Annotated in this window: 1 pseudogene; it reads right to left on the minus strand. The window is 30.5% G+C overall.

Annotated elements, in window-relative coordinates:
* A pseudogene (locus ACFIO3_RS12215) lies at positions 1–242 on the minus strand (phage portal protein); the annotation flags it as partial.
* Positions 243–1,990: the final 1,748 nt, after the last annotated feature.

Raw genomic sequence — 1,990 nt, forward strand, 5'->3', positions numbered from 1 at the left:
CGTGTTAAGGGAATATATTGCGCGTTCTCCTCACCCGATATCCGTACCAAGCGACCATCAGACAAATAATTCTGTATAAGGTGTAAAATAATCTTACCTTGCCGCTTGCGATACAAACGCAAGCCATCAAACAGACAAGCAAGCAGGTTAAGACTAGATTGACGCCGTTGTGCCTCTAAAATCCCTGCTTGTGAGACTTCTCTCGTCCCGATAAACTCAGGCGATAAGCCCGTAACTTGGTGATGCGGCATTATATCAAAAAATGAAATAAAATCAATAGCTTGTTTGTAATTATTTTATATGAATCCACTTAAGAATCCATCTTTTTATGCATGATTCATTTGACCATTTTTTATAGAAGATTGCCATGTATGAATAGACCATAAAAAGCAAATCATGATGTAAATATTATAAAGCATGGTTGCATTCAAATGAAATGAAAAGCAGATATCATTCATAACAGTTTATAAATTTTATGATACGTTTTTATCACAGCAGAAATCACATTGTTTTAAAATTTAGTCGTTTGAAAATATCGATAACATAAATTGTATACGTTTAAAGAATGGTATGAGTTTTGCTCTTTTTTGAGCGAAACCTTCAAAGGAATAATCGTTTGAAACTGTCATAAGCTTATAGGTTTAATTTATAAAAATTGCATAAAAGGATTAAGGATAAGACCGCTTTTAAAACGCTTACTAAAAATTTAGAAAATGATAGGCAGGCAATTATAGACACTATCATCACAACAGTATGAAATTCAAAACGTTATATCTTATGAAATGAAAAGCCTTTTAATGAATAGATTGCAGGCTAATTTTGAAGAACGGAACTATTCGCTTCCATAAAAAAATGGAGGCGGCTAATACCATAGCAGTAAAAGACTATTTTACCTTAAACATGATACTAAAAAACATTTTAAAAGTTATAGTTTAAAAATACGAAACCAAATGAGGTCTCCTCAAATTTGAGGGCATCTATTTAGACAAAGATAAGCAGGTAAAATTCAAAATTGTTATAACATCACAAGGCATGGGATTTTTCTAAATTTTTAGATAAGAGCTATAATGTTTAAAGTTTGCTAGCCAAATATAGAGCAATTAATTTGCAAAGAAGTTATGTTTGAGACAAAATGAAAAGATGCTTATGAGAACCTCTCTAAGTGAACGTTTAAACGTTTGAAACATAAAATGAGATCTCTATAAAAACATTTAAAACTTCTTTTATAACAGCTATGACTCAGTTATCATTTGCTCTTAAGAGCATTTCACTTATGAGAGAACTTTTTAATATATAGGGGTTATATAACAGAGTAAATTTAAAAGCCTTATATTTGATAAAAGCAGTTGTTTATTTATTTTATAAAATATGCTTTTTTAAAACAGTCATTACAAGCGTAAAAAGAACGTTTTTAAAAAGACATTCATTTAAGATGCATTTGCTTTTGATTGTCTTAATAAACCTACCAAGCGTTTTGATAGGTTTTGATTTTAGACAATGTGTTATTTGAATTCACTCAGCTCAATTTTGAGCTTAGTATTTTGAAACGTTTTAAAAGAAGCATCATGATCATGGGCTTTGTTTTCAATAAATCTCTTTAAGTTAAAGACGTTATGATTGATACGTTTGAGAGAAACAAAAAGCGTTTATAGGCTTTCTCATTCAAATGAGTGAGTAAAAATCATAGGTATTATTTACATTCCTTTTGATAAGTTTTCATATCTCAATAGAGCACTTGAAATATAATACATTTTGTATATATGCATTCATTCCTCCATTATGAGTGATTCATTAGAGTCATTATTCAAAAGCCGCGTCATATCACTTGACACGGCTTTTTTTGCATTCTTTCTTTTATGATGGGTTTATAACCATCAAGAAGGCACCTCCGTGTCTATTTTTATTCTGTTTCCTCAACAATCTTGACAAGGTTATCGCTTTCATAAACCTCATAATTTATAGGAACTTCCTTTACTTTGCTTTTCTTGGT

The organism is Bartonella sp. AD328YNZD (assembly GCF_042196425.1).